The 6,499-nt window shown below is 54.4% G+C and carries 9 protein-coding genes; 4 read left to right on the top strand and 5 right to left on the bottom strand.

The features are described 5' to 3' along the window. Nucleotides 1–73: 73 nt before the first annotated feature. The 3 genes from rpmG to radC form a co-directional block, all read right to left on the bottom strand. Nucleotides 74–241, bottom strand: coding sequence for a 50S ribosomal protein L33 (gene rpmG / locus L977_RS18820; protein WP_003024094.1), 168 nt, complete (start codon nt 239–241; stop codon nt 74–76). Between the two features lie 22 nt (nt 242–263). Further along, complete coding sequence (gene rpmB / locus L977_RS18815; RefSeq protein ID WP_002436699.1) at nt 264–500, bottom strand: 50S ribosomal protein L28; 237 nt, start codon at nt 498–500, stop codon at nt 264–266. 218 nt (nt 501–718) lie between these two features. Beyond that, nucleotides 719–1,387, bottom strand: coding sequence for a RadC family protein (gene radC / locus L977_RS18810; protein WP_014881984.1), 669 nt, complete (start codon nt 1,385–1,387; stop codon nt 719–721). Between the two features lie 171 nt (nt 1,388–1,558). On the opposite strand from radC, the gene coaBC reads away from it, so the two are divergent. From coaBC to slmA, 3 genes are all read left to right on the top strand, one after another. Beyond that, nucleotides 1,559–2,770 (top strand): bifunctional phosphopantothenoylcysteine decarboxylase/phosphopantothenate--cysteine ligase CoaBC, encoded by a 1,212-nt coding sequence (coaBC, locus tag L977_RS18805; RefSeq protein ID WP_156118185.1) that lies wholly within the window; start codon nt 1,559–1,561, stop codon nt 2,768–2,770. Continuing rightward, nucleotides 2,748–3,206, top strand: a complete 459-nt coding sequence (dut, locus tag L977_RS18800; protein ID WP_047626552.1) for a dUTP diphosphatase — start codon at nt 2,748–2,750, stop codon at nt 3,204–3,206. The genes coaBC and dut overlap by 23 nt, the downstream gene beginning before the upstream one ends. A gap of 120 nt (nt 3,207–3,326) precedes the next feature. After that, nucleotides 3,327–3,923: a nucleoid occlusion factor SlmA gene (gene slmA, locus L977_RS18795; RefSeq protein ID WP_014881982.1), complete on the top strand. Its 597-nt coding sequence runs from the start codon at nt 3,327–3,329 to the stop codon at nt 3,921–3,923. 84 nt (nt 3,924–4,007) lie between these two features. Here the strand turns inward: slmA and pyrE are convergent, their stop codons facing one another. Together pyrE and rph are read right to left on the bottom strand one after the other, a co-directional pair. Further along, complete coding sequence (gene pyrE / locus L977_RS18790; protein ID WP_023331719.1) at nt 4,008–4,649, bottom strand: orotate phosphoribosyltransferase; 642 nt, start codon at nt 4,647–4,649, stop codon at nt 4,008–4,010. Between the two features lie 65 nt (nt 4,650–4,714). Beyond that, nucleotides 4,715–5,431, bottom strand: a complete 717-nt coding sequence (gene rph, locus L977_RS18785) for a ribonuclease PH (protein ID WP_023331718.1) — start codon at nt 5,429–5,431, stop codon at nt 4,715–4,717. A 125-nt stretch (nt 5,432–5,556) separates the two neighbouring features. Here rph and L977_RS18780 point away from each other — a divergent pair, with 125 nt between their 5' ends. Beyond that, the gene (locus tag L977_RS18780; protein ID WP_008502687.1) at nt 5,557–6,420 is read left to right on the top strand and encodes a YicC/YloC family endoribonuclease; all 864 of its coding nucleotides are present in this window, start codon (nt 5,557–5,559) and stop codon (nt 6,418–6,420) included. The last annotated feature ends 79 nt before the right edge of the window (nt 6,421–6,499 follow it).

Raw genomic sequence — 6,499 nt, 5'->3', positions numbered from 1 at the left:
TGGTTCCTCCGTTGAGATGCAGAATGCAAAAAACCCCGCAGTTGCGGGGTTTTTCAATACAAGGAGGCTAAAATTATTTGATTTTAGCTTCTTTGTACAGTACGTGCTGGCGTACAACTGGATCGAATTTTTTCAGTTCCAGTTTTTCCGGCTTAGTACGTTTGTTCTTCGTGGTGGTGTAGAAGTGACCTGTACCAGCAGAAGAAACCAGCTTGATTTTCTCGCGAATACCTTTAGCCATGATTTATTTCCTCTTTAAGTACTTAGTACTTTTCGCCACGGGCACGCAGTTCAGACAGAACTGTATCGATGCCTTTCTTATCAATTACACGCATACCTTTAGCAGATACACGCAGGGTGACAAAACGCTTCTCGCTCTCAACCCAGAAACGGTGAGAGTGCAGGTTCGGCAGGAAACGGCGTTTAGTCGCGTTCAGTGCGTGGGAACGGTTGTTACCGGTCACCGGACGCTTGCCAGTAACTTGGCAGACTCGGGACATGTCTATTCTCCAAAAATCAAATTAGCTCGAGCTTCGTATGGGGTATCGGCGCCTCGTCAGGCTTTACAGCCCGGTCATCGCATAGTTCTAAGTGAACTCTCGATTGCCAGGCCCAAATGCCAAACCCGAGATTCTCAAAGGTGGCGTAGTATACGCTGACTCGGCGGTGTGCTCAAGTCCCGAACAGACAAAGATCCCGATGGATCGCCAGAAATAGCCTAAATCCAGCCATGTTCGGCAAAAGAAAGGTACTCTCCGCGGCCAATTATCAGATGATCCAGCACACGAATGTCCATGAATTGACAGCATTTGATAATGCGCTCGGTCATTTCTTTGTCAGCTCTGCTCGGTTCTGCACAGCCAGAGGGGTGATTATGCGCGAGGATCACGCCCGCTGCATTCACTTTTATCGCTTCGCGCACAATTTCACGCGGATGTACCTCAACATGGTTCAGGGTACCCGAAAAAAGATGGCTGTGTTTCAGCACCCGGTTCCTGTTGTCGAGAAAGATCACCATAAAGATCTCGCGTTCAACATCGGTTAACTGACTTTGCAGGAATTCACGCGTCATCGCTGGCGTCAGGATCGGTGCCTCCTTCTCCAGGCGGACATTGTTAAAACGGCGGGCCAGCTCGGCAATCGCCCTCAGCTGAGCATATTTCGCCACGCCGATCCCGCCAATATGCTTAAACTGCGCCAGGTCGGCGGTCAGCAAGCCATACAGTGAACCGAAATGAGCGATCAGCTCTTTTGCCAGCGTAAAGACCGTTTTCCCCGGGGTCCCGGTACGCAAAAAGAGCGCCAGCAGCTCATCGTCTGTTAATGGGGTGACGCCGTTGCGCAGCAACTTTTCGCGCGGCAGCAGCAGTTCATCCTCTTCTTCCATGCTCTTTCTCCCTTTTTACCCACATGCTGCCACAGGCCAGTCAGGCACTCGACGGCCTCGTATCGTTCTTGCGTAGCGCCTCGCAAAGTGAGCTAAGGACAAAATCACCCCGCTCAGGGGATTGTGATAAAATGCCCGCTCTCTGGTGAAACCCAACAGGAAAGAATCATGATGAGCCTGGCCGGTAAAAAAATCGTTCTTGGCGTAAGCGGCGGTATTGCTGCCTATAAAGCGCCGGAGCTGGTGCGTCGTCTGCGCGAGCGCGGGGCGGATGTGCGGGTCGCGATAACCGAAGGCGGCAAAGCCTTTATCACTCCCCTGAGCCTGCAGGCCGTTTCAGGGTACCCGGTATCTGACAGCCTGCTCGATCCGGCCGCCGAAGCCGCAATGGGCCATATTGAGCTTGGTAAATGGGCAGACCTCGTGATTCTTGCCCCTGCCACGGCTGATTTGATTGCCCGAGTGGCGGCCGGTATGGCGAACGATTTGGTTTCAACCATATGCCTCGCTACACCTGCCCCGGTCGCCGTTGTGCCTGCGATGAACCAGCAGATGTACCGTAACGCGGCCACCCAGCATAATCTGGAGATGCTGGCGTCACGCGGCCTGCTTATCTGGGGTCCGGACAGCGGCAGCCAGGCCTGCGGCGATGTGGGCCCGGGCCGCATGCTTGACCCACTGACGATTGTCGACATGGCCGCCGCCCATTTCTCGCCTGTCAACGATCTGCAACATCTCAACATCATGATTACCGCGGGCCCTACGCGCGAGCCGCTGGACCCGGTGCGTTACATCACTAACCACAGTTCCGGCAAAATGGGTTTTGCCATTGCCGCCGCTGCCGCAAAACGCGGCGCCAACGTCACGCTGGTAAGCGGTCCGGTCTCGTTGCCTACGCCGCCTTTTGTGCATCGCATTAACGTCACCACCGCCCTGGAGATGGAAGCCGTCGTGCAGGCTCATGCGCAAAGCCAGCAGATTTTCATCGGTTGTGCGGCCGTGGCAGACTACCGCGCCGAGACCATCGCTGATGCGAAAATCAAAAAGCAAGGCGATGAATTAACGCTAAAAATGGTGAAAAACCCGGACATTGTTGCCGGTGTCGCCGCACTAAAAAACCATCGTCCTTACGTTGTTGGGTTTGCCGCAGAAACGAATAATGTGGAAGAATATGCCCGGCAAAAACGTACGCGCAAAAACCTCGATTTAATCTGCGCGAACGATGTATCGCTGGCCACGCAAGGATTTAACAGCGACAGCAACGCACTGCACCTTTTCTGGCAGGATGGAGATAAAATCTTACCGCTTGAGCGCAAGGAACTCCTGGGCCAACAATTACTGGACGAGATCGTTACCCGTTATGATGAAAAAAATCGACGTTAAGATTCTGGACCCGCGTGTTGGCGAGCAATTCCCGCTGCCAACCTATGCCACCTCCGGCTCTGCCGGACTTGACCTGCGCGCCTGTCTCGACGACGCTGTAGAACTGGCTCCGGGTGCCACCATCCTGATCCCGACGGGCCTGGCCATTCACATTGCTGACCCGTCTCTGGCGGCAGTCATCCTGCCACGCTCTGGCCTTGGCCATAAGCATGGCGTTGTGCTGGGCAACCTGGTTGGCCTGATCGACTCCGACTATCAGGGTCAACTGATGGTTTCCGTCTGGAACCGTGGTCAGGACAGCTTCACCATTGAACCGGGCGAGCGTATCGCGCAGATGGTCTTTGTGCCAGTGGTTCAGGCAGAATTTAACCTGGTGGCAGATTTTGACGCCACCGACCGTGGCGAAGGCGGCTTCGGCCATTCCGGGCGCAAATAAACGCCCAACAAACACGTATCTCACAGCGCCATAATGCAATAACAAACCGCAAACGTCCGTTTGCGGTCGCTGTGTGGATGCCAGCCTGGCAAGTGCTTATTTTCAGGGGTATTTTGTAACATGGCAGAAAAACAAACCGCGAAAAGGAATCGTCGCGAAGAAATACTTCAATCTCTGGCTCTGATGCTTGAATCCAGCGATGGCAGTCAACGCATCACCACCGCTAAACTGGCCGCCTCTGTAGGCGTGTCTGAGGCGGCGCTGTACCGTCATTTCCCCAGCAAAACCAGGATGTTCGACAGCCTGATTGAGTTTATTGAAGACAGCCTGATCACACGCATCAACCTGATTCTGAAAGACGAAAAAGACACCACCGCGCGTCTGCGTCTGATTGTGCTGTTAATTCTGGGCTTTGGTGAACGTAATCCGGGCTTGACCCGTATCCTCACTGGCCACGCGCTGATGTTTGAGCAGGACAGGCTACAGGGCCGCATTAATCAGCTTTTCGAACGTATTGAAGCGCAGCTGCGCCAGGTACTACGCGAGAAGAAAATGCGTGAAGGCGAAGGATACACGATGGATGAGACATTGCTGGCAAGCCAGATCTTAGCGTTTTGTGAAGGTATGCTCTCACGCTTTGTCCGTAGCGAATTTAAATACCGTCCAACGGACGATTTTGACGCCCGCTGGCCGCTCGTCGCCGCTCAGTTGCAATAACTCCGGTGCCGGATGACGGCTTCGCCTTATCCGGCCTGCGGGTGGTGTAGGCCCGGTAAGCGGTAGCGCCACCGGGCAATTCAGCTACACGCCAAACTCTTCGCGATATGCACGCACCGCAGCCAGATGGTCCGCCATCTCAGGCTTCTCTTCCAGATACGCAATCAGCTCTTTCAGGGTAATGATAGAGGTCACTTTGCAGCCGTAATCACGCTCAACTTCCTGGATAGCAGAGATATCGCCGCGCCCACGCTCCTGACGATCCAGAGAAATCAGTACGCCAGCCAGCGTCGCGCCGTGAGCCTGGATAATCTCCATCGATTCACGAATCGCAGTGCCTGCGGTGATCACATCGTCCACCAGCATCACGCGGCCCTGCAGTGCACTGCCGACCAGGTTACCGCCTTCACCGTGGGTTTTAGCCTCTTTACGGTTAAAGCAGTACGGCACGTCGCGATCGTGATGTTCCGCCAGCGCTACTGCGGTGGTGGTCGCAATCGGAATGCCTTTGTAGGCCGGGCCAAAAAGCAGGTCAAAATCAATTCCGGAATCCATCAGCGCTTCGGCATAGAAACGACCCAACAGCGCCAGATCGCGCCCGGTATTAAACAGCCCGGCGTTAAAGAAATAAGGGCTCTTACGACCGGATTTCAGCGTAAACTCGCCAAACTTAAGGACCTGTTTATTAATCGCAAACTCAATAAACTGGCGCTGATACGATTTCATGGATTCGCTCCTTTGGTTTCTGTCTTGCAGGCAAAAAAAAGGCGACTCATTGGTCGCCTTTAAAATCAATTTTCTAACGCCGCTTTCTGCGACGTGACAATAGATTCGATTCCCCCTCGGGCCAGAGCCAGCAGGGTAAGAAGTTCTTCATGGGTGAACGGCTCGCCTTCCGCCGTGCCCTGCACCTCAATGATGCGACCATCTTCGGTCATCACTACGTTCATGTCGGTCTCGGCGGCGGAATCTTCGACGTATTCCAGATCGCACAGCGCTTCACCGTTAACGATACCCACGGAAACCGCCGCAACCATACCTTTCATTGGGTTGGTTTTCAGCTTACCGGCTGCAACCAGTTTGTTCAGGGCATCGGCCAGCGCCACACAGGCACCGGTAATGGACGCGGTACGCGTGCCGCCATCAGCCTGAATCACGTCGCAGTCGAGCGTAATCGTAAATTCACCGAGAGTTTTCAGGTCCACAGCGGCGCGTAGCGCACGCGCGATCAGACGCTGAATTTCCATGGTACGGCCACCCTGCTTACCCTTCGCCGCTTCACGGGCGTTACGGGTGTGGGTCGCGCGCGGCAGCATGCCGTATTCTGCGGTGATCCAGCCCTGGCCCTGGCCTTTCAGGAAACGCGGAACACCTTCTTCGATGGACGCGGTGCACAGTACTTTGGTGTCACCAAACTCAACCAGCACGGAACCTTCAGCGTGTTTTGTATAGTTACGGGTCAGGGTGACGGGACGCACCTGATTGGCGCTACGACCTGATGGACGCATGATGGATTCTCCGGCTTGAAACGAATGTGGCTGCGCATTATACGGATAAAGGACGCTTATTCCTATCCTGAGAAGCCCCCGAAAGCTATAATCCCCCCATCTCTCCTTTAAAAACGGGAATGTCTATGATCCGCAGTATGACCGCCTACGCCCGGCGTGAAATCAAGGGTAGCTGGGGTAGCGCTACCTGGGAAATGCGCTCGGTAAACCAGCGCTATCTGGAAACATATTTCCGTATGCCGGAGCAGTTCCGCAGCCTCGAGCCCGTTGTACGCGAGCGCATCCGTACTCGTCTGACGCGCGGTAAAGTGGAATGTAACCTGCGTTTTGAGCCTGATGCCAGTGCGCAGGGCGAACTGATCCTGAATGAAAAACTGGCTAAACAGCTCGTGAATGCGGCGAACTGGGTCAAAATGCAAAGTGATGAAGGCGAAATCAACCCGGTTGATATTCTGCGCTGGCCTGGCGTCATGGCTGCCGGTGAGCAGGATCTGGATGCCATCGCCGCCGAAATCCTTGCCGCCCTCGACGGAACCCTGGATGACTTTATCGTTGCCCGCGAAACCGAAGGCCAGGCGCTGAAAGCGATGATTGAGCAGCGTCTTGAAGGCGTAAGCGCCGAAGTGGCAAAAGTCCGCACCCATATGCCGGAAGTGCTGCAATGGCAGCGCGAGCGTCTGGTAGCCAAACTGGAAGAAGCGGAAGTTCAGCTGGAAAACACCCGTCTGGAACAAGAGCTGGTGCTGATGGCGCAGCGTATTGACGTTGCCGAAGAGCTGGATCGTCTGGAAGCACACGTGAAAGAGACCTACAACATCCTGAAGAAGAAGGAAGCGGTAGGCCGCCGCCTCGACTTTATGATGCAGGAGTTCAACCGCGAGTCGAACACCCTGGCATCTAAGTCGATCAATGCTGAAGTGACTAACTCAGCGATCGAGCTGAAGGTGCTGATTGAGCAGATGCGAGAGCAGATCCAGAACATCGAATAATTACTCTCGGGTGGTATCCGCTGGACGCCACCCATTATTATTTCTAATCCATATTTTCACATCACTCCCCATCTCTTCC

The organism is Enterobacter sp. ZOR0014 (genome assembly GCF_000798855.1).
Taxonomy (GTDB): Bacteria; Pseudomonadota; Gammaproteobacteria; order Enterobacterales; family Enterobacteriaceae; genus Enterobacter; species Enterobacter kobei.
Note: the sequence above shows the minus strand (reverse complement) of the source record. Positions and strands in the feature narration are given on the sequence as shown.